Here is a 21,123-nt window from a genome sequence, read left to right on the forward strand (position 1 = left end):
GAAAGAGGTCTTTCAGCATCTGGATTGCAGACTGGTCGGTCCAATAACGAATTGATTGGTGTTATGCCATGCAGAAATAAGGCGACTCAGGAAATCCCGTTCGGCCCGTCCAGCACCTGCCGCACCTTGCGCGCCAGGTCCTGCGGCATGCACGGTTTGGACACCACATCGAATTCCGAACCGCCCATGTCGGTGCGCTCGATCGAGTTTTCGGCATAGCCGGTGGTCAGCAGCACCTTGACCTGTGGGTACCGGCGCTTGACCTCACGGGCAAGCATCACGCCGTTCATGCCACCGGGCATGATCAGGTCGGTGAACAACAGGTCGTACTGGGCGCCGGAGTCAAACTTGCCCAGCGCTTCGCGGGCATTGAAGACGATGTCGGTGGCATAACCGCAGTCATCCAGCACCATTTTGGCCAGCTCGGCGACATCCGGGCGGTCCTCGACGATGAGGATGCGCTCGCTGCCCTGGCGTTGATCGGACACATGCTGCACTTCTTGGCTGGACACGCTGGCTTCGTCCACCGGGAAATACAGGCGCAAGGTGGTGCCCACGCCCTCCTCGGTATAGATGCGCGCCGAGCCGCCGGACTGCTTGGCAAAGCCATAGACCATCGACAGCCCCAGGCCTGAGCCCTTGCCTTCTTCCTTGGTGGTGAAGAACGGGTCCATGACCCGGTCACGAATGCTCGCCGGCATGCCGGTGCCATTGTCGGTGATCGCAATGCACACGTAGTGCCCCGGCAACAGCCCGTCGGTGGACATGCTCGCCATGTCGTGGACCACAACGTTACGGGTCTCGATGAAAATCTTCGGGTTGGCCCTGCCCACCAGCGCATCGCGGGCATTGTTGAAAATGTTCAGCAGCGCGACTTCGGCCTGGGTCGGGTCGATGCGGCAGTTGCGCAACGCCGGCTCCAGATCGGTTTCGACCAGCACATGGGCGCCAAAGGTGCGCTCGATCATCGGCTCGCTGGCATCGACCAAGCCATTGAGGTTGAGCACCCGGCCCTGCAGTTTCTGCTTGCGGGCAAAGGCCAGCAATTGCTTGGTCAGGGTGCTGGCACGCTCGACCGCGGCCTTGGCGTGATAAACGCTGCGCTGCACGCGCTGCGCATCGATCTGCGGTTTGTCGGCGGCGCTGCCGATCAGGTCGATATAGCCGCCCATGACCTGCAACAGGTTATTGAAGTCATGGGCGATGCCACCGGTCAACTGGCCCAGCGCTTCCATCTTCTGCGCCTGACGCAACGCGTCTTCGGCATCGCGGCGGCGGCTGATGTCCAGTTGGGACGCAAAGAAATAGATCAGCTCACCGTTGTCATTCAGGACCGGCGAGATAAACAGCGCGTTCCAGAAGGTCGAGCCGTCCTTGCGGTAGTTGAGCACCTCGGTGGAAATATCAGTGCGGGTAGCGATGGCCTGGCGAATATCGCTGATCACCTGGCGGTCGGTTTCCGGGCCCTGGAGAAACCGGCAATTGTGGCCCAGTACTTCGGCAGTGCTGTAGCCGGTCATTTTCAGAAAGGCCTGGTTGGCAAAGATGATCGGGTTGTCCGGCCGGTTCGGGTCGGTGACGATCATCGGCATGCGCGTGGTTTCCACGGCCGCAAAGAAGATGTTCTTGCCCTGATGGGACAGATCACCGGTTGCTGCATTGTCGACCCGTGTTTTATCGTGCGCCACGCCCAGATCCCCTGATATTAATTGGCAACTACTCAACGGCTACGACCGGTACAGCGTGCAAAGAGTTCTACAAAGCGCCGTTAATCGGTCGCGACGTGACGTCGCAGGCCGGCGCGGCATCGAATCACAGCGTAAAGTCACCCCCCGCCCTACTACCGCACCAAGGAACAAGGCCCATGCCCCTGCAACCCACTCCCCTGTTTGCCATCAGTGCCCTGAGCGCCGCGCTGGCCTGCGCGCCCCAGGCACTGGCGGCAGGCCAGCCGGTCACCTTGTCGGGCATCGAGGTCAACGCCAGCGAGAGCAATGCCGTGCAGGACGCCGAAGAGCGCCTGCAACACGTGCCCGGCGCGACCAATGTGGTGGACATGAACCGCGTCGACCAGGGTCGGGTGAGCAGCAACGAAGAGGTGTTCAAGTACCAGCCGGGCATCTACGCACGCACCGCGCACAACGAAGGCAGCAAGCTGTCGATTCGCGGCTCGGGCCTGAACCGTGCGCCGGGCGGGCATGCTTCGGGGTTGTACGAGATGTTCGACGGCCTGCCGCTGACCGGCTCTGGCGGCACGCCTTATGAACTCAAGGAGCCGCTGTGGCTGAGCCGGGTCGAGGTCTATCGCGGCGCCAACGGTTTCGACCGTGGCGCGCTGGCACTGGGCGGCGCGGTCAATTACGTGACCCACACCGGTTACGATGCGGCGCCCCTGCAACTGCGTTACGAACTGGGCAGCCACGGCTACAGCAAGCGCCAGATCAGCTCCGGCCAGGTGCTGGGCGATCTGGATTACTACGTCAGCCTCACCGACTCGCGCACCGATGGTTTTCAGGACCAGACGGCCGGCAACAGCCAAGGCATCGCGGCCAATGTCGGCTATCGCTTCAGCCCCAACCTGGAGACGCGCTTCTACTTTCGCTACCGCGAAAACGATTATGAAACGCCGGGCCGCCTGACCCGCGAGCAGATTCGCCACGACCCGCGCGCCGCCAGCCCGATCAACGTGGCCCGCGACAACAAGCGCGTGCAGCCGGGCAGCACCTGGCTGGCAAACAAGACCACGGTTTATCTGGATGACAACTCGCGGCTGGAAACCGGGCTGGTCTACCACGACTACCCGATGGACCTGCGCGAAGGCACCAACCGCCTGAAGGTCGCCTACACCGACATCAGCGGAACGCTCAATTACATTCGCCAGGATCAACTGTTCGGCCTGGCCAGCCAGACCACCGTCGGCCTGCGCCACACCAAGGGCCTGCCGAACAACGGCACCTCGGAATTCGTCCGTAGCCCGGCGGGCAACACCGCAGGTTTTGCGCCCGGCACCCGCACCCGCGACTACAGCTATGTGGGTTCGGACAGCGTGCTGCACGCCTCCAACGAACTGGAAGTGGCCCAGGACCTGTGGCTGACCAGCGGCGTGGCGGCGATCTACACCCGCCGCGAAACCGAAGTCACCTACCCCGACGCCCACGACCCGCTGAGCATGAGCACATGGGACTACGCCGCCCGCCTGGGCCTGCGCTATCAACTGACCCCGCAAACCCAGGTGTACGGCAATGTAAGCCGCTCGGTCGAGCCGCCGCATTCGTGGTCGATGATCTGGGGCTCGAACAAATACTTCCCCGCCGGCAGCGGCGCCGCGACCGGCTTGCAAAGCGGCGGCGTGGAACTCGACAACCAGACCGCGACCACTGTCGAACTGGGCGCGAAAGGTCAGAATTGGGCCGGCGACTGGACTATGGGGTGGTATTACTCGCAGCTGCGGCATGAACTGTTGAGTGTCGAGATCCAGGCCGCGACGCCCACGACCTCGTCGATCGTTGCCGAAAGCAACGCCAGCCCGACGATTCACCAAGGCATCGAGTTGAGTCTGGACAGCCCGCTGTGGCAAGGCCCGGCTGGCCGTGTGAACCTGCGCCAGGCGTACACCTGGAGCGACTTCCACTACCGCGACGACGACCGCTTCGGCGACAACCGCTTGCCGGGGCTGCCGCAGCATTACTACCAGGCTGAACTGCGCTTTACCCACCACAGCGGCGTGTACCTCGGGGTCAATACCGAGCACGCTTCGAAAGTGGCCGTGGATTACGCCAACTCGTTTTATGCCGACAGCTACACCCTGCTGGGCGCCACCCTGGGGTACAACTCGGCGGATGAGCAATGGCAGACTTGGCTGGACCTGCGCAACCTGACCAACCAGCGCTACGCCACCACCGTGACACCGGGGTACAACGATAATGGCGTGGATGTGGCGCGCTCGACACCGGGTGAAGGTGCCGGAGTGTATGCCGGGGTTTCGTGGAGCTTGCGGTGACTGCACCTTCGCCTTCGCGAGCTGGCGCTCCCTCCCACAGAGATTGGGCGGGCCTTGAGACTGAGTGCGACACACATTGCGTAGGAGTGAGCGCAGCTCGCGAAAGGGCCGGTGAAATCCGCACATTAGCGGTGAATGTACCTTCGCATTCGCGAGCTGGCGCTCCCTCCCACAGAGATTGGGCGGGCCTTGAGACTGAGTACGACACACATTGCGTAGGCGTGAGCGCAGCTCGCGAAAGGGCCGGTTAAATCCGTACATTAGCGGTGAATGTACCTTCGCCTTCGCGAGCTGGCGCTCCCTCCCACGGAGTTTGGGCGGGCCTTGATACTGAGTACGACACACATTGCGTAGGAGCGAGCGCAGCTCGCGAAAGGGCCGGTGAAATCAGCACATTTGGAGTGACTGTACCTTAGCCTTCGCGAGCTTGCGCTCGCTCCTACGGGGCCTGTGTTTACTTCTGGAATTGTGTTTTCAGTCTCAGCGGTCAAAGCGTTCGGCCAGGTTACGCAGGGCTTCGAGCTGACGGCCGATCGCCTGGCTGATGCTCTGCCCTTCCTGCGCTTTCCCCGCGCTGATCCGTGACAATTCGGCAACTTGCATCACCTGGCGGTTAAGGTCATCGGCGACCTGGCCTTGTTGCTCCATGGCGCTGGCGATTTGCGCGCTCATGGCCGAGATCTGTTCAAGCGCCTGGTTGACCCCGCCAAAACTGGCATTCACCGACATCACCGCCTGGGTGCCCTGCCCGGCCAGGGCCTGGCCTTCGCGGGTCAGGCGCACGGTGTTTTCGGTGCTGTGGCGAAAGCTCAGCAGCAACGGCTGAATATCCTGGGTCGCTTGCTGGGTGCGGCTGGCCAGTTGGCGGACTTCGTCGGCGACCACGCTGAACCCGCGCCCGGCATCGCCTGCCCGCGCCGCTTCGATGGCGGCGTTGAGCGCCAGCAGGTTGGTCTGCGCGGCAATCGAACTGATGATGTCGGTCATCGCGCCAATGGCGTCGGTGGCCGAGGCCATTTGCCCGGCGGCGCTGCTGATGTCGGTCACCGAATCGGCCAGCCGTTGCATCGCCGTCAGGCTTTGTTCGCTCAATTGCTGACCTTCGGCCGATAACCGGGCCGCTTCACGGGTCGCCCCGACGCTGTCGTGCAGGTTGCGCGACACCTCCTGAATGGTCGCGGCCATCTCGGTCAAAGCCACTACTGACTGGTCGGATTCACTGCGTTGTTGCTCAAGCCGCCCGGCTTCGGTCTGAATCAGCGCCACCAGGGTCGCCATGTGCTGGTCGATCGTGCGGCCGCTCAGGCCGATGCGCGACAAGGCCGTCTGCAAGCGCGCTTCGCTGCTGAGCAAGGCCATGTTCACCAACGCGCCGCTGCTGCCACGCGCACTGTAGACCTCGGCCAGACCGGCCTGGGTGAACGCCTTGGGATGCTCCCCCAACACCTGGTCAAGGTGCCGGGCAACGCGCGATTGCTGCCAGATGCCCAATGCCAGTACGCCACCCAGCAGCGCGCCGGTTTGCCACAGCGCCGACGGTAAAAAAGGCAGCAGCACAGCGAGCGCCGCCGCCAGCACCAGTGACACGCCATGCGCCGCACCAAACCGGGCCAGCCGGCGCCCGAGCCCCAGCGGTGAACCGTTGGCCTGCCACTGGGCGTAAACATCTTCGGCGCGCTGGATCTGTTCGGCGCTGGCCGGCAGATACACCGCGCCATAGCCTTGCACGCCTGCGCTGCCATACACCGGTTTGACATAGAGGTTGAACCACAGCGGTTCACCGTTGGCGTGGCGGTTACACACCAGGCCCATCCACGGCCCCTGCCCGCGCAGGCTGGCCCACAGGCTCTCGAACACCGGGCCCGGCATTGTGGCGTGGCGCAGCCGGCTGAAGGTTTGCCCGGTCAGTGCGCTGGCTGGATAACCGTGCGCAGCGGCAAAGTCTTCGCTGCACTGTTCGATACGACCGGAACCATCAGTACGGCAGATCAACGCTGCAGCGCCGGATGAAGTGTGCATAAGAAGCCTCTCGCCGTTCTGCCTGCTGTTAAAAACCAACAAAAAAAGCCTGCCGCGAGGCAGGCAAAGAGCCTAAGCGTTGTGGAGCAATCGCTTAGAAGTGGTGCACATAGCGCGCCTGCACGCGGGTTCCCTCAGGGCGGTTTTCCGCGTCCTGCTCGAAGTAGGCGTTGAAGAACAGATGATCCTCAGGCGAGAAGCTGTACATCGCACCCGGCCCGATGGCCCAGACCTTTTCCCGGCGGCCGGAGACTTCATGGCCGTCGAAGCGGGTGTCGCTGATCTGCTTGAGCCAGTAGCCGTTCAGGCCCAGGCGCAGGTGCTCGGTGACCGCATAATCGGTGGTGAAGTTGGCGTGCAGCGCCTGGCCGGCCTGGATATCGTCCACGCCAGCGAACCCGCGGGTGGGCGAATCGTTCTTGCCGTTGTACAGGTAGTGAGCGCGTACGGAGGCGGTCCATTTCGGGGTGAACCAGTAGGTGGCGGCCCAATACGGGTTGAACGACCAGGCGTTGTTGCCGGGGTTGATGTCGCGGTCACGGTCGTAATCGCCGGTGGGCAGGTTGACCTGCAATTCGATGCGGTGCACAAAGCGCGGGCCGTCGGGGCCCATGATCGGGTCGAACTGAATGAACGGGCCGATCAACAGATCGCCCATCCCGCTGCGCGCCTTGAGGGCGGCGTTGTCGAGGCCGTCGTCGACATCGATGTCGGCGATGATCGGCAGTACGAAGTTCAGGCCCAGATTGCCATTGCCCAGGCGCAGATCGGACAGGTAACTGAGTTGCGTCACCGCCAGCTGGAAATCCAGCTCATGCTTGGGCAACGCCAGGTCGTTGCCGTCCTTGTCACGCAAATGATTGGCCGAGTAGTTCTGCAGGTATTGCTGGATGTACCAGCCGCCGCCGGCCGGCAGCCCGCCGTCCATGAAGCTGGTCAGCCCCAGGTTGACCGCTGGCAGGTCGTAGGCACAGGCCAGTTGCGCACTCGCAAGGCCTGCACTGCAGGCACAGATTGAAAGCAGCTTTTTCATGATGAGCTCCCCGTTACAGCAAAGGTGGCGGCAGATGTTGGTTTTGTATGAAAAGGCTTATCAGCCAAGGGCTGGGTGCTGTGCCGCAACACGGTACCGGCCCGCATGAAAGACCAGCGGTTCTGCGCCGCTGTATCGGCATTGCTCGATTTCGCCGAGGAAGATCAGGTGATCGCCGCCTTCGTACTGGGTGACGTTGCGGCACACCAGCACGGCGGCCACGTCATCGAGCACCGGCATGCCGGCCTTGCCGTGGCTGAAGGACACGCCGGCGAACTTGTCGCTGGCAGGCCGCGCAAACTGCCCGGACAAGCCGTGCTGGTCGGCGCCCAGCACGTTGATTGCAAAATGGCTGGCCTGCAGAAAGTCGTTCAGGCTCGGTGCCGTGCGGGCCAGGCTCCAGAGCACCAGCGGCGGCTCCAGGGACACGGAAGAGAACGAGTTGGCGGTCATGCCAATGTTGCGGCCGTCGGCGGTGCGGGTGGTGACCACGGTCACGCCGGTGGCGAACTGGCCCAGCAGGTTGCGCAGTTCGCGCACATCCAGGCTTTGCGCTTCAAGCAGGTCGGCGGGTGTCAGGGTGCTGGCATTGAGGGTCGCGGCGTTCATGATTATTCCTCGGCTCATCGTGTGGGCGGCAAACGTGAAGCAGCCTTCAGGCGGCCTGTTGGCTCTTGTTCTGGATGAAGTCCTGGCACTGCCGGGCGTCGAACCACCACGGCGCGAACTGGCGCGGGTCATCGAAGGCGTTGGTGATTGCACTGGCCACCGGCTGCGACTGGCTGGCCGCGCCAAGCAACTGCAACAGGTGCGGGGCCGGCGGTTGCAGCATGCTGTTGGTCCACTTGACCACTTCACCGGCGTACGCCCAGTACTGCTCGAAGGTCTGCTCCATCCATGTACGGCTGAACGGCTGGTCGCCTTGCGCGAGGATCGCGTCCAGGTACACCTTGCTGCACTTGGCGGCGTTGTTGGCGCCTTGCCCGGTGATCGGGTCGTTGACCACCAGCGCATCGGCCATGCCGAACACCTCACGGCCCGATGGCAAGGTCAGCACCGGGCGACGGACCATCGGCGTGAAGCGCCCGGACAAGAAGCCCTTGTCGTCGGTCAGGCTGACATTGGCGCAGCGCTCGGCTTCCCACGGCAGGTAGTGACGCACCAGCTCCAGGCTTTTTTCCAGGTGCTGCTCGGGGCTGGTAATGCCTTGCCAACAGTCCATCGGCCCGCCAGGAATACCTTCGAAGACCATGATTTCGCACGGGCCATTCAGGGTCAGCGCCGGGAACACGAAGTACTCGCCAACCCCCGGAATCAGGTTGAAGGCGACCCGCGAATACGGCGACACCGGCGTCATGCCCTTCACGTAGGTCAAGGCCAGCGAGCGTTGCGGGGTGCTGAACACGGTGCGCACCGGGTCTTTGGCGAACAGGTTGACCACCTCGCCCTTGCCGGCAGCGAGCAGCACCAGGTCGTGGCTGGCCGAGAGCGTCTCCAGCTCGTTGATGCCCACGTCTTGAATCAGCAGGTCGCCGCCGCGCTTGACGAACTCGGCCATCCACACCGGCATTTTCAGGCGCTGGTCCACCGACTGGGCGTAGCGGTCGAGCCGTGCGCTCCAGTTGAACAACGACTGGCCGGGCACTTCGGGATTGGCCACGTTGAGGCCGATCCCTTCGACCGCCGGGCACTGCTCTTCCCAGAAATCCAGGCCCAGATCGCGCTCGATCTGCAACGAGCTGTTGAACATGCACTGGCTGGACATGACCTTGCCGCCGCGAATTTCTTCGGCCGTGCGGTTGGTCGCCAGGGTGACGTGATAACCCTGGGCCAACAGACCCAGACCCAGTTGCAACCCGGCCTGGCCGGCTCCGACGATAGCGATACGACGCATTGTTGTTCTCCGTTGGATCGAGGTTGATAACGCTGTTACGCAGGTTGATTCAGCCAGGCCTTTATTCGGCAAGGCGGGGAATGGCCGGCTGGTTCTGTTCCGGGCCCATCACCGAATAGCCGCCGTCGACCGCATAGTCGGCGCCGGTGACGAAGCTGGCCGCCGGCGAGCAGAGAAAGGTCACCACATTGGCCACCTCGTCCGGTTCGCCAAGACGGCCCAGCAGGTGATAAGCCGCCGCCACGCGGTCGGCCTTGGCGCGGTCGCCGCCGCTGACCTCGGCGATGACCCGCGACCAGGTCCAGCCCGGCGACACCGAGTTGACGCGGATGCCGTCGCCGGCAAAGTCCATGGCCATGCTGCGGGTCAGTTGCTTGATCGCGGCCTTGGACACCGGGTAGATCCAGCGACCGGTCTGCGCGCAACCGGCAGAAATCGAGGTGAAGTTGACGATTGCACCGCGCCGCTCCTTGAGGTCCTGGTGCACCGCCTGGGCCAGCGCCACCGCCGAAACCAGATTGATGTCCAGCGCGCGCAGCCAGTCCTGGCGCGGCGAGGCAAAGCCGTCGTCCTGATAGGTACAGGCCAGGTTGATCAGCAGGTCCACCGGGCCCCATTCGCCGCGAACCTGCGCCAGCGCCGCACTCAGCGCCGGATCGTCGGTGATGTCGACCTCGACGAATGTTGCCTGCGGGCCGAGCAGGCTGGCGGTCTGCGCGCCGGCCTCACGGTCGATATCCAGCAGCGCGACGCGGGCGCCGGCGGCGATCAGGCCGCGGGCCACCGCCATGCCGATCAAGGTCGCGCCGCCACTGATCAGCGCCAGCTTGCCGTGCAATGCATTGCCATTGAGAAAAGCGGACATGACAGGCTCCTTATGCCGAGTGCCTGGCGCTGTCGGCCCAGTTGGGCATCAGCGTATTGGAGGGCAGGCTTTCATCGCGCAGCTTGTCGGCGGTTTCACGCCCCGCCACCGGCAGCCCGTTCGGGTCGAGCAGGCCGATCTGCACCAGCACGCTGGCCTGGTCCCAATAGATGTGCTCGTGGCACAGCTTCGGCCCACGGAAACGCACTACGCCGAGCATCGGAATCTCGACCTTGCGCCCGGTCGGCGGCACGCCCGGCAGCATCCAGTCGATCACGCTGTCGTGGGTGAAGGTCATGATGAATTCGTCGACGATCTGGGTTTGCCCCACCGTGCGCGAGATCGGCGTCAGGGCCATGTCGGCCGGGTTGCCGTGGACGAAGTGGTGTTGGTAAAAGCGGCTGAGCTGGGCATGACCGACGCCGCCGGTCATGGTCGGGATGTGGTTGACGTAAGGTTCGGCAACCATGGTGGCCATGGTTGCCGGCACATCGCGAGTGTCGAATTCGTGGCGGATGTGCTCTTCCCACAATGCTGACAAATCGTAATCCGGGCCGATGCTCAGGCGCAGCGCTGCCACCGTGCGTTCATGGGCAATCTGTGCAGCGGCCTTGTCGAAATGGTGGCCCTTGGGCCGGGCAAACGCATGGTCGACACCGGGATACAGGTGCGTGGTCAGCCCTGGCGTCTGGCCGGCGGCGGCCTGAATCTGCGCTTGCGCCTCTGGCGGGCAGAACTGGTCGTTGCCAGCCAGGTGCAACACCAGGCGCCGACCTTGCAGACCTTCGAGTTCGTGCAGGGCATTTTCGATGCCGACACCGTAATAGCCCACCGCGCACGCCACTTGCGGCAAACGACACGCCGCCAGATACGCCAGCTTGCCACCCAGGCAGTAACCGACCACGCCCTGGGCGCCCGGCGTGCATTCCGGCAACTGGCTCAGGGCTGTCAGGCTGCTGGCGATATCATCGACGCCCAGTGCTTCGTCATAGGCCTGGTACAACGAATAGGCAATGGCAAAGTCTTTTTCGCTGTAATCGAGTTCGATGCCCGGCACCTGACGCCAGTACAGGTCGGGCACCAGCACGGTGTAGCCTTCTTCAGCCAGGTCATCGGCCACCTGGCGCATGGCCGTGTTGACGCCGAAGATTTCCTGGCACAGCACCACACCGGGACCGCGGCCGCCGACAGCAGTCGCCAGGTAGGCCTGAAACTGCTCACCGGCAGGGTGTGTGACAGTGATATAGCGACCTTTCATGTGAATGTTTCCAATGCGATGGACGTTGGAAACATTCTTGCGGTACAGCCCGACGGCGCACTATCCGATCCGTGCAAGGGCTGTCCGGCGCCTGCATAAAGTTTAAGGCCGCCCGGTAACGCAAAAACTGGCGCGGCGATTGCTATATCCCTTTAAAGGCCCGCTCAAGTGGCCATTGGAAACAGCAGAGGTGCCGCAGTATCCGGTGAGTGCAAAAACTATCCGGATACTGCAAAAGCCCGGTAACAGGCTGGCGCACTCTGCTCGCAAACCGTGCGTGCGCGAGGTAGAAAATGAACACCGAAACCCGGTCGATAGCCGAGACCCCACTGTTCAATGCAAGGAACCGCTTGTTCGTGCTTAACGATGCCGAGAGCATTCGGCATAACGTCGGCAATGTGTTCAAGCCCCATGAGCTTCGGGCCGCCGGCCCCTCGAAAGCGATCAGCGCCGCGATGCACCATTTGCAGCGCGGCAACCTGTCGCTGAGCCGCCTGGAATATGGCGCGCCGGTGCTGATCGACCCCGGCCGGCTGGAGCACTTCTTTCTGGTGCAGATGCCCATTCGCGGCAGCGCCGAGATCGACTGCGACGGCCAGGTGTTTACCTCATCCCCGCTGTGCGCCTCACTGATTTCCCCGGACACGCCGGTGTACATGCGCTGGGCGGCAGACGCGCCGCAACTGGCGTTGCGTCTTGAGCGTCTTGATCTGGAGCGTCATTGCAAACAGCACTTGGGCCACCACCTGGACAAACCGTTGCAGTTTGCCCCGCAACTGCGCCTCGACAGCCCGGGCGGCGGTTATTTTCTGCAGTTGCTGAGCACCCTGATGGAGGCCTTGTGCTGCGCCGACCATCCGTTGCACCAGCCGATGGTGTTCAAGCAGTTCGAGTCGACCCTGCTCAATGCCTTGATCTACGGCCAGCCGAACAACCTGCATATTCCCCAGAGCACAGGCGACGGTCGCAAGCTGTCGCCGTGGTTCGTCAAGCGCACCGAAGAGTTCATCCGCGCCCGCGCCCATGAGCCGCTGAGCATCGAGCAAATGGCCGAATACGCCGATGTCAGTGTGCGCACCCTGTTTGCAGGCTTTCGTGAGTTCACCGGCACCAGCCCGATGGCGTACCTGCGCGATGTGCGCCTGGAACAGGTGCATCAGGAACTGTGCAGCAACCGCGAGGCGTCGGTGACCGATGTGGCGCTGAAGTGGGGCTTTGCCCATTTGGGGAGGTTTTCGCAGGAATACCGCAAGCGTTACGGCGAGCTGCCGTCGATTACGCGGCGTTGCCGCGCCGGGATGTAAGAGGCATCCCGGCGCAAGCTGCTTACTTCGCGGTGAGAAATTCCAGTACCGGGCGGGTGAACAACTCGCCGGCTTCAACACTGGACAGGTGCGCGGCATGCAGGTCGACCTGCTGCGCGCCTGCGATGCGCTCGACCATGAAGCGGCCGTGCTCAGGCGTGGTGACCGCATCCTGGGTGCCGCACACCACCAGCACCGGCAGTTTGATCGAGGCGATCTGCTCGCGGTAATCGGCATCGCGCACCGCGGCGCAGTTGGCGGCGTAACCTTGCGGCGAAGTCTGCGCCAGCATGCCGACGATCGGCTCGACGCGGGCCGGTTCACGCTCGGTAAATTCCGGGGTGAACCAGCGCGAAATCGACGCATCGCGCAGCGCGACCATGGCCGGCTGGCCGTCACGCAATACGGTTTGGATGCGCGGGTTCCAGATTTCAGGGCTGCCAATCAGGGCAGCGGTGTTGCACAGCACCACGCGGTGCAGGCGCTGCGGCGCGTTGATCGCCAGCCACTGGCCGATCAGGCCGCCCATCGACAGGCCGACAAAGTACGCACGATCGATGTCCAGTGCGTCGAGCAGGGCCAGTACATCGCGGCCATTCTGTTCGATGCTGTACGGGCCTTCGCTCACCAGCGAGCGGCCATGACCACGGGTGTCGTAGCGCAGCACGCGAAAATGCTCGGTAAAGGCCGGGATCTGGTTGTCCCACATGTGCAGGTCAGTGCCCAGCGAGTTGGAGAACACCAGCACCGGCGCATCGGCCGGACCTTCGAGCAGGTAGTTGAGTGGACCATCGGCAAGGTGCACGGCAGACATTCGAGGCTCCTGACAGGATAAAGACTGCACACTAAAGACTGGGGCCGGCGGCGACAATCCGCTGATCGATTATTCGTGCGACTATCGAACACCTTCCACATTGAGGACCCGTTATGCAAAGCGAAGACATTGCCGCGTTCTGCCTGCAATTGCCCGGCGCCCGTGAAGATTACAAATGGGGCGGCGTGCGGGTGTTTTCCGTGGCCGACACCAAAATGTTCGCGCTGATGCACCTGGCCGGCGACGGGCTGGCGTTCAAGGTCGCCACCGATCTGTTCTTGGGCTATGTCGACCGCCCCGGCATCCTCCCGGCGCCGTACCTGGCCCGCGCACACTGGATCAGCCTGGCCCGGCCCGAGACAATGAACGAAGAAGAACTGCGCGACCTGCTGACCCGCTCGCACCAGTTGGTGGTGAGCAAGCTTTCAAAGCGCCGGCAGATCGGCCTGCTGCTGGATGAACAGACGACACAGCACCTGTAGGAGCGCGCCTGCCCGCGACCGAGTGCGCAGCGCTCGCAAAATCTCGGAAACGCTGAAATTTTACGACTGCTAACGCAGCCGGTCGCGGGCAAGCGCGCTCCTACGGGGCAGGGTATTTCGGCGCGGTGCAGGTTCGTGCTGATGCACTTGGCGCAGCCCGAGGCAATGAACGACGAAGAACTGCGCGACCTGCTGACCCGCTCGCACCAGTTGGTGGTGAGCAAGCTTTCAAAGCGCCGGCAGATCGGCCTGCTGCTGGATTAACAGACGACACAGCACGTGTAGGAGCGCGCCTGCCCGCGACCGGCTGCGTTAGCAGTCGTAAATTTTCAGCGTTTCGAAAGTTTCCAATCGTAAATTTTCAGCGTTTCCGAGATTTTGCGAGCGCTGCGCACTCGGTCGTCCGAGTGCGGCCCAGGACAAGCGCGCTCCTACGGGGCAGGGCATTTCGGCGCGGTGCAGGTTCGTGCTGATGCACCTGGCGCGGCCCGAGACAATGAACGACGAAGAACTGCGCGACCTGCTGGCCCGCTCGCACCAGTTGGCGGTGAGCAAGCTTTCAAAGCGCCGGCAGATCGGCCTGCTGCTGGATGAACAGACGACCAGCACTTGTAGGAGCGCGCTTGCCCGCGACCGAGTGCGCAGCGCTCGCAAAATCTCGGAAACGCTGAAATTTTACGACTGCTAACGCAGCCGGTCGTGGGCAAGCGCGCTCCTACGGGGGCATCAGTCCAGTTCTACTACTTCTTCGCCGCTGCGTTCGCGCACGGGGCAAGGTGCTTCGGCGCGGTGCAGGTTGAGGGCGGTGTTGATGATGCCGATGTGGCTGAAGGCCTGCGGGAAGTTGCCGAGCATGCGCTGGTCCTTGACGTCGTATTGCTCGGCCAGCAGCCCTACGTCGTTGCACAGTCCGCACAGACGTTCGAACAAGGCGCGGGCTTCGTCCATGCGTCCCAGCAGCACATACACGTCGGCCAGCCAGAACGAACAGACCAGGAACGTGCCCTCGCCGCCTGCGACGCCGTCATGGCTGCGTTCGGCGTCGTAGCGCAGCAACAAACCGTCCTGCATCAGCGTGCGTTCGATCTCGGCCACGGTGCCCAGCACGCGCGGATCATCGGCCGGCAAGAAGCCGGTCAGGGCGATTTGCAGCAGGCTGGCGTCCACGGTCCTGGAACCGTAGGACTGCACGAAGCAGCCCAGGCTCTGGTCGTAACCGTGCTGGCACACGTCGGCGTGGATTTCATCGGCCACATCGCGGCAGCGCTGGGCCAGACGGCGGTCGCGGTCAGTGGTGGCCAGGCTTGCCAGTTGCTTGGCATTGCGGTCGAACGCCACCCAGGCCATGACTTTGGAATGGGTGAAGTGCCGCGGCTCGCAGCGGATTTCCCAGATACCGGCATCCGGCTGGCGCCAGACCTTTTCCAGATACGGCATCACCAGCCGCGAGATGCCGATACCGCGTGGGTGCTGAGGCATGCCGCTGCGCGTGGCATGGGTCATGGCGTCGGCGACTTCGCCGTACACGTCCAGTTGCATCTGGGTGGCGGCGCCATTGCCGACCCGTACCGGTTTGGAGCCTTCATAGCCGGCCAGCCACGGCAGTTCGTATTCCTGCAGGCGGCGCTCGCCGGCCAGGCCGTACATGATCTGGATCTGCTCGGGGTTGCCGGCAATCGAGCGCAGCAGCCAGTCGCGCCAGGCGGTGGCTTCTTCGAGATAGCCCAGGTTGATGAACGCCAGCAGCGTCATGGTCGCGTCGCGCAGCCAGCAGTAGCGGTAATCCCAGTTGCGCTCGCCGCCCAGTTCTTCGGGCAATGAGGTAGTGACCGCCGCAACGATGCCGCCGGTGGGCAAATAGGTCATGGCCTTGAGGGTGATCAGCGAGCGCTTGACTTGCGCACTCCAGGCGCCGACTTCAGGGCAATGACCGGAAAAATCGAGCCAGAACTGCGTGGTGTCCTTGAAGGCCTGCTCGACATCGAGCGCGGCCTGCACCGGCTCGTTGGAGGGCTGCCAGGCGATACAAAAGGTCTTGCGCTCACCCGCCGTCACGCTGAAGCGGCTACCGGTGTGGTGATCCTTGGGGTGCAGGTCGACCGGGCTGTGCAACACCAGCATGTCGGGGCCGGCCACGGCGGTGAGTACATGCGGCTCGCGCTTCTCGACCCACGGCACGGTACTGCCGTAATCGAAGCGAATCGCCAGGTCCATGACGAATTCCACCGTGCCTTCAAGGCCGACCACGCTGCGCACCACATGGCCTTGAGTGTGCATGGGCATGTAGTCGACCAGCATGGCGCGGCCGTTGGCGGTGTGAAACTCGGTTTCCAGGATCAGCGTGCCGTCCTGGTAACGCCGCTCGGTACGAGTGACCTCGGCGGACGGGGCGATTTTCCAGCAACCGTTATCGCTGTCACCCAGCAAGGCGGCGAAACACGCCGGTGCATCGAAGCGCGGAAAGCACAGCCAGTCCAGCGAGCCATCGCGTGATACCAGTGCTGCGGTCTTGCAGTTACCCAACAGGGCATAGTCTTCGATCAGTGCAGCCATGACGGGTTTTCCTTCTGCTAAACGTTAATCTTTCACCTCGCGCGGCAGCAGATAGTTGTCTATCGCCTGCACCACGCCCTCCTCTTTATTGCTGCCGGTGACCCGGTCGGCCTGGCTGCGCACTTCAGGGCGCGCCTGGCCCATGGCAATCGACAGGCCGGCGACGTTGAACATGGCGACGTCGTTGTGGCCGTCGCCGATGGCAGCGGTCTGCGCCAGCTCAAGCCCCAGGTGCTCGGCCAGGGCCCGCAAGGCTTCGCCCTTGTTGGCCTGCAAGGCGGTGATGTCGAGGTAGTAATCCTGTGAGCGCGCCGCCAGGGCGAGCCCGTCGAGTTGCGCGGCCATCTGGCTTTCAAGCGCCTTGAGGCCGGCAAAGTCGCGGCTGGAGGCGACGATCTTGTCGACGCGCTCCAGATACGGCGTGAAGCTGTCGACCTGCACCGGCTCATAGCCCAATGCACTGCGCTCGTGCCCGACATAATCGCCATCGAGGTCGCGCAGCAGCCATTGACCGTCAGCGAATACCCAGACCGCCACGTCATGCCCGGCAAATACTTCCAGGCACAGGCGCACAGCCTTGGGATCAATGTGATGGGCTGCCAGCACGCTGCCGTCCGGGTTGACCAGCGTGCCGCCATTGAAGGCGGCAGTGGGCAAATCGAGTTGCAACTGCCCGATCACCTCGCGCATCGCCCGTGGCGGGCGGCTGCTGGCAAGGGTGAAGGCGATGCCCGCCTCGCGCAGGCGGCCGATGGCGGCCACCGTTGCCGGGCTGAGGCTGTGATCGGGTTGCAGCAAGGTGCCATCCATGTCCGACAGCAGCAGACGAATCGAAGAATGTTCAGCCATCGATAGGCCGCCATTCACGTTCGTCGTTGCGCAGCAGTTCATCGGCCGCTTCCGGCCCGCTGCCGCCGGCAATGTACGGCTGCACCTCGGGATGCTTGCTCCAGGCATTGAGGAACGGCTGCACTGCACGCCAGCCGTTCTCGATATTGTCGGCGCGCTGGAACAGGGTCTGGTCGCCGGTCAGGCAGTCGTAGATCAGCGTTTCATAGCCGGTCGACGGCTGCATTTCGAAGAAGTCCTTGTAGGCAAAGCCCAGCTTGACGTCCTCCATGTCCAGCGTCGGCCCGGGACGCTTGGCCAGCAGATCGAACCACATGCCTTCATTGGGCTGAATCCGGATACGCAGGTAGTTGGGCTTGAGCCGGTCGACATCGGTGTCGCGGAACTGCGCATACGGCGCCGGCTTGAAGCAGATGGCGATCTCGGTGCTGCGCGTGCTCAGGCACTTGCCGGTGCGCAGGTAGAACGGCACGCCGACCCAGCGCCAGTTGTCGATCATCACCTTGAGCGCCACATAGGTTTCAGTGTTGCTGTCAGGGTCGACACGCTCTTCTTCGCGATAGCCCGGCAGGCCTGCGCTCTTGTTGCCGGTGTACTGGCCGCGCACCGAGTTGGCCAGTGCTTCCATCTCGCTCCAGGGGCGAATGGCGCCGACCACCTTGGCTTTCTCGCCGCGCACCGCATCGGCGCCGAACGCGGCCGGCGGTTCCATGGCGACCATGGCCAGCAGCTGGAACAGGTGATTGGGCACCATGTCGCGCAGGGCACCGGTGTTTTCATAGAAACCGGCACGGGTGCCGACCCCGACGGTTTCGGCCGCCGTGATTTGCACGTGGTCGATGTAATGGTTGTTCCAGAACGACTCGAACAGGCCGTTGGAGAAACGGCTGACCAGAATGTTCTGCACCGTCTCTTTGCCCAGGTAATGGTCGATGCGATAGATCTGCTTCTCGCTCATGACCTTGAGCAGGCTGGCGTTGAGCTCCATGGCGCTGGGCAGGTCGTGACCGAAAGGCTTTTCGATCACCACGCGGCGAAACACACCGCCGCGCTCCTTGAGCAGCTTGGCGCTGCCCAGCCGCTTGGCCACTTCGCTGAAAAAGCGCGGCGCGGTGGCCAGGTAGAACGCGGCGTTACCGGTGCCGGTGCTTTCGATCTTGCTGGCGATGGCCTGGTAAGTGCTGTCTTCGAGAAAATCGCCCTGAATGTAGCTGATGCGCGATGCCAGGCGTTTCCACAGCGCAGGATCCAGCACTTCGCCGCCTTCAGTGTTCTTTTTCGCGCCTTCCTCACGCAGGAAGGTTTCGAGCTTCTGCGCGAACTCCTGATCGGTGGCGGCGTTGTGGTCGACCCCGACGATGTGCAGGTTGTCGTCCACCAGACCGTCACGGGTCAGGTTGCACAGCGCCGGCATCAGCAGGCGCTTGACCAGGTCGCCATGGGCGCCGAACAGAAACAGGGTTGTGGGTGGTGCAACTTCCGGAGTCTTCTCAGTTTCAGTCGAACGCCCAAGGCCCATTATTTAACCTCCTTGTGACCACCGAAACCGAAGCGCATGGCCGAGAGAATCTTGTCGGCGTAAGTGCTTTGCTGACGCGAACGGAAGCGGGCGAACAAGGCGCTGGACAGCACCGGCGCCGGTACGGCCTGCTCGATGGCGGCTTCGATGGTCCAGCGGCCTTCACCGCTGTCGGCCACCGAGCCCGAGTACGCATCCAGGCCCGGATCGCTGGCCAGCGCATCGGCGGTCAGGTCCAGCAGCCAGGACGACACCACGCTGCCGCGACGCCAGACTTCGGCGATGTCGGCGACATTGAGGTCGAAGCGCTGTTCGGCCGGCAGGTGTTCGGAGTTCTTCTGCTTGAGGATGTCGAAGCCCTCGGCGAAGGCCTGCATCATTCCGTATTCGATGCCGTTGTGGATCATCTTGACGAAATGCCCGGAACCGGCGGGGCCTGCATGGATATAGCCCTGCTCGGCACGCGGGTCGGCCGAGGTGTCACGGTCGAGGGTGCGCGGGATATCACCGATGCCCGGTGCCAGGGTGGCGAACAAGGGGTCGAGGCGTTCGACGATGGCTTGCTCGCCACCGATCATCATGCAGTAGCCGCGCTCCAGGCCCCAGACGCCGCCGGAGGTGCCAACATCGACATAGTGCAGGTCTTTCTGCGCCAGGCTCTGGGCACGGCGAATGTCGTCTTTATAGAAGGTGTTGCCGCCGTCGATGATCACGTCATCGGGCTCAAGCAACTGGCTCAAGGCGTCGATGGTCTGCTCGGTCGGCTCACCGGCCGGCAGCATCACCCAGACAGCGCGTGGCGCCTGCATGGCGGCGACCAGGCCGGCCAGGTCGGCAGCGGCCGTGGCGCCTTCAGCGGCCAGCGTGGTACGCGAGGCTTCGTCACGGTCGTAGACGACGGTGGTATGGCCACTTTGCATCAAACGTCTGGCGATATTGCCGCCCATGCGGCCAAGTCCAACGATCCCGAGTTGCATGAAGTGGTGCTCCCTGAGGCATGTTCTTTAAGAAATAAAGCTTCACGTTATACGAAGCTGAGAGGCATGCAAGTTAGTCCGGCCGGGGCACTGATCGTTCCCGTCCAAGCTGAACCTGCGCTGTCGCCCGGTTAATGGGCACTGTGTCATCACGAGAACAAAAGTCACGCGACCGTAAAAAATATAAAAGTTTCATTCATCCGCGAAAGAAATCAGAATCGCCGCCGATAGAGGGGACGAGCAAGGGCGAGTCGTGGATCGATAGTCATTGCCATAGCCTTTCTGACGTTGAATCCGCCATTTGCGAGGTGAGCAATGGGCACCGTACTACCAGCACTTGCACCACAAACCCTGTATGTCACCGTCCGCCGCGACGAGCTGCGCGCCCTTAAAGAAGAGCGTGCGCAATTGCAGCATCAGTTGGCGCAAATGACCCAACTGCTGCAACAAGCCCGCAGCAACGTCCCGACTGCCTGAGCACTGCGCCTGTTGCCCGGCGGGTGCTACGCAACCCGCCACGCCCTCAAAGCGACTTCTGCCAGAACAGCGCCCGGCCCATTGCCGGGTCCAGCTGATACCCCTCGAAACCCTGCTTTCTGTACGCCGCCAGGGCCACATCATTGCCTTCGAGCACTTCCAGGGTCAGCTTGCAGCAGCCGCGCTGGCGCGCGATTTCTTCGACCTTGGCGAGCATCTTCTGGCTGATGCCCTGCCCGCGGTACTGGGCCAGCACCACGACGTCATGAATATTGACCAGTGGCCGGCAGGCGAAGGTTGAAAACCCCTCGAAGCAATTGATCAGGCCCACCGGCTCACCGGCGATAAAGGCCAGCACGCTGAAGGCATGTGGACGCTTGGCCAGTTCTTTGGCCAGTTGCTGGCGGGTGTCCATCGGCAAAGGCTCGCCGCCGCCCATGACGTCCTCGGCATAGTGGTTGAGCACAAAACCGATGGCATCGGCATGAACCGGGTTGGTGTAGCTCGCTTGCAGTACCAGCACCTCTGGGGATTGCATGGGGTTCCTCGTCACAATCGGCAGGCAGAATCGCCTCATGCCCGTTAATGGGCATGAGGCGGGCGATTCTAGCGCGCTGGCGACGAAAGTGATCCAGTTGAAAGGCAGGAATTTTCAACAAAGGTGCAGGAAGAGCTCATCCGGTGCAGACAGAAATGGCCTACAGCCAACACCGGCTGCTTTTGAAACAGCAAAAGACGCCTGTCGACGCCTGTTGAAATGGGCGGCCCGGTTGGTCTCGTCGGACAATCCGACGAACGGTAAAAGACCCTCTTTTACAGCTCACAGGTGCGTTTCAGACCATTCATTTTCAAGCTTTTTACACAATCGCAAGACTGCCAAGCCGCACGCCAGACATTGCCGGATAAAAAAGTCGAAACTTCTGAAAAAGTGCCGGGTCATCTGCTAAGAGCCGCCTATGCTGGGAAATGACCTCACTCATGGTGTCACTCACCCTGTCCTTGAAACTGCGCAGACAGTAAACGGGTATTGATCTTGCGTGAAAATGTGTGACCGGCCACAGGACATGGACCGGGAATCA

At 62.7% G+C, this 21,123-nt stretch carries 17 protein-coding genes and 2 pseudogenes; 6 read left to right on the plus strand and 13 right to left on the minus strand.

Translation table 11 applies throughout. The annotated features are described in order from the left end of the window. Positions 1 to 86 precede the first annotated feature (86 nt). On the minus strand, positions 87 to 1,688 hold the full coding sequence (locus ACYAS9_RS10690) for a hybrid sensor histidine kinase/response regulator (RefSeq protein WP_463568263.1): 1,602 nt from the start codon (positions 1,686 to 1,688) through the stop codon (positions 87 to 89). 176 nt (positions 1,689 to 1,864) lie between these two features. Between ACYAS9_RS10690 and ACYAS9_RS10695 the strand changes: the two genes are divergently transcribed. Next, complete coding sequence (locus tag ACYAS9_RS10695; RefSeq protein WP_463568264.1) at positions 1,865 to 4,000, plus strand: TonB-dependent receptor family protein; 2,136 nt, start codon at positions 1,865 to 1,867, stop codon at positions 3,998 to 4,000. 480 nt (positions 4,001 to 4,480) lie between these two features. Here ACYAS9_RS10695 and ACYAS9_RS10700 read toward each other — a convergent pair whose 3' ends face one another. From ACYAS9_RS10700 to ACYAS9_RS10725, 6 genes are all read right to left on the minus strand, one after another. After that, on the minus strand, positions 4,481 to 6,019 hold the full coding sequence (locus ACYAS9_RS10700; RefSeq protein ID WP_463568265.1) for a methyl-accepting chemotaxis protein: 1,539 nt from the start codon (positions 6,017 to 6,019) through the stop codon (positions 4,481 to 4,483). A gap of 94 nt (positions 6,020 to 6,113) precedes the next feature. Then, entirely contained in the window at positions 6,114 to 7,052 is a 939-nt protein-coding gene (locus tag ACYAS9_RS10705) for a SphA family protein (protein WP_463568266.1), read from the minus strand. A gap of 60 nt (positions 7,053 to 7,112) precedes the next feature. Continuing rightward, positions 7,113 to 7,661 carry a flavin reductase family protein gene (locus ACYAS9_RS10710; protein WP_463568267.1) on the minus strand — a complete coding sequence of 183 codons (549 nt, stop codon included), beginning with the start codon at positions 7,659 to 7,661 and terminating at the stop codon, positions 7,113 to 7,115. Between the two features lie 46 nt (positions 7,662 to 7,707). Continuing rightward, positions 7,708 to 8,946, minus strand: coding sequence for a styrene monooxygenase/indole monooxygenase family protein (locus ACYAS9_RS10715; protein WP_463568268.1), 1,239 nt, complete (start codon positions 8,944 to 8,946; stop codon positions 7,708 to 7,710). 61 nt (positions 8,947 to 9,007) lie between these two features. Beyond that, positions 9,008 to 9,811 (minus strand): SDR family oxidoreductase, encoded by an 804-nt coding sequence (locus tag ACYAS9_RS10720; RefSeq protein ID WP_463568269.1) that lies wholly within the window; start codon positions 9,809 to 9,811, stop codon positions 9,008 to 9,010. 10 nt (positions 9,812 to 9,821) lie between these two features. Beyond that, entirely contained in the window at positions 9,822 to 11,069 is a 1,248-nt protein-coding gene (locus ACYAS9_RS10725; RefSeq protein WP_463568270.1) for a dienelactone hydrolase family protein, read from the minus strand. Positions 11,070 to 11,362: 293 nt separating this feature from the next. Here ACYAS9_RS10725 and ACYAS9_RS10730 point away from each other — a divergent pair, with 293 nt between their 5' ends. Next, entirely contained in the window at positions 11,363 to 12,373 is a 1,011-nt protein-coding gene (locus ACYAS9_RS10730) for an AraC family transcriptional regulator (RefSeq protein WP_463568271.1), read from the plus strand. A 22-nt stretch (positions 12,374 to 12,395) separates the two neighbouring features. Here ACYAS9_RS10730 and pcaD read toward each other — a convergent pair whose 3' ends face one another. Continuing rightward, positions 12,396 to 13,187: a 3-oxoadipate enol-lactonase gene (pcaD, locus tag ACYAS9_RS10735; RefSeq protein ID WP_463568272.1), complete on the minus strand. Its 792-nt coding sequence runs from the start codon at positions 13,185 to 13,187 to the stop codon at positions 12,396 to 12,398. Between the two features lie 113 nt (positions 13,188 to 13,300). Here pcaD and ACYAS9_RS10740 point away from each other — a divergent pair, with 113 nt between their 5' ends. From ACYAS9_RS10740 to ACYAS9_RS10750, 3 genes and pseudogenes are all read left to right on the plus strand, one after another. Beyond that, entirely contained in the window at positions 13,301 to 13,669 is a 369-nt protein-coding gene (locus ACYAS9_RS10740; protein WP_463568273.1) for an MmcQ/YjbR family DNA-binding protein, read from the plus strand. A gap of 135 nt (positions 13,670 to 13,804) precedes the next feature. Next, positions 13,805 to 13,933: a hypothetical protein gene (locus ACYAS9_RS10745; protein ID WP_463568274.1), complete on the plus strand. Its 129-nt coding sequence runs from the start codon at positions 13,805 to 13,807 to the stop codon at positions 13,931 to 13,933. A 238-nt stretch (positions 13,934 to 14,171) separates the two neighbouring features. Further along, positions 14,172 to 14,264: pseudogene (locus ACYAS9_RS10750) on the plus strand (MmcQ/YjbR family DNA-binding protein); the annotation flags it as partial. A 131-nt stretch (positions 14,265 to 14,395) separates the two neighbouring features. Here the strand turns inward: ACYAS9_RS10750 and ACYAS9_RS10755 are convergent. From ACYAS9_RS10755 to gnd, 4 genes and pseudogenes are all read right to left on the minus strand, one after another. Continuing rightward, a complete protein-coding gene (locus ACYAS9_RS10755) occupies positions 14,396 to 16,222 on the minus strand; it encodes a glycoside hydrolase family 15 protein (protein ID WP_463568275.1) in 1,827 nt (608 codons plus the stop codon). 24 nt (positions 16,223 to 16,246) lie between these two features. Continuing rightward, positions 16,247 to 17,071, minus strand: coding sequence for an HAD family hydrolase (locus ACYAS9_RS10760; RefSeq protein WP_463568276.1), 825 nt, complete (start codon positions 17,069 to 17,071; stop codon positions 16,247 to 16,249). After that, entirely contained in the window at positions 17,064 to 18,590 is a 1,527-nt protein-coding gene (zwf, locus tag ACYAS9_RS10765) for a glucose-6-phosphate dehydrogenase (protein ID WP_463568277.1), read from the minus strand. The genes ACYAS9_RS10760 and zwf overlap by 8 nt, the downstream gene beginning before the upstream one ends. Then, positions 18,590 to 19,570 (minus strand): annotated as a pseudogene (gene gnd, locus ACYAS9_RS10770) (phosphogluconate dehydrogenase (NAD(+)-dependent, decarboxylating)); the annotation flags it as partial. The pseudogene gnd and the gene zwf, both read right to left, overlap by 1 nt. Positions 19,571 to 19,882: 312 nt before the next feature. Between gnd and ACYAS9_RS10775 the strand changes: the two are divergent. Continuing rightward, entirely contained in the window at positions 19,883 to 20,044 is a 162-nt protein-coding gene (locus ACYAS9_RS10775; protein ID WP_463568278.1) for a DUF6026 family protein, read from the plus strand. Between the two features lie 46 nt (positions 20,045 to 20,090). On the opposite strand, the gene ACYAS9_RS10780 is transcribed toward ACYAS9_RS10775, so the two are convergent. Continuing rightward, positions 20,091 to 20,582, minus strand: coding sequence for a GNAT family N-acetyltransferase (locus ACYAS9_RS10780; RefSeq protein ID WP_463568279.1), 492 nt, complete (start codon positions 20,580 to 20,582; stop codon positions 20,091 to 20,093). Between the last annotated feature and the right edge of the window lie 541 nt (positions 20,583 to 21,123).

This window comes from Pseudomonas sp. HP_08, from assembly GCF_055284095.1.